At 45.4% G+C, this 392-nt stretch carries 1 protein-coding gene; it reads left to right on the forward strand.

Going from position 1 to position 392, the window contains the following annotated elements:
* Window positions 1-241: 241 nt before the first annotated feature.
* On the forward strand, window positions 242-392 hold a 151-nt coding region (locus EEB19_RS26650; protein ID WP_187590319.1), incomplete at its 3' end, for an Lrp/AsnC family transcriptional regulator.

Raw genomic sequence — 392 nt, forward strand, 5'->3', positions numbered from 1 at the left:
AATCCACGTTGCCCAGATGAAGACTGTCACCAACGCACCGGCATAACCGGGAGCCAGAGAGTCGGACTTGTTGATTTCAGAGGAGATCGCAACCATCGAAATTTCCCTTCAGATTGAACTGAATGTGTTTCCATGGGAGCAATATACGGCGAATTGCTATGGCATGTCCTTGCAAGTTGATGCCGTTTAGACTACTATTTCAGCAACTTTCAATAGTATTTTTTTATTATAAAGGCAGATTATGCCAAATCTTGACAAATTCGATATTGGCATTCTTGAAGCGCTTCAGGCAGATGCGCGCGCAACGAATGTCGAGATTGCAGAAAAGGTTAATCTGTCCCCATCGCCTTGCCTGCGGCGCATTCGAAATCTGGAAAAGTCGGGCGTTATTC

The organism is Gordonia sp. OPL2 (assembly GCF_003797825.1).
Lineage (GTDB): Bacteria > Actinomycetota > Actinomycetes > Mycobacteriales > Mycobacteriaceae > Gordonia.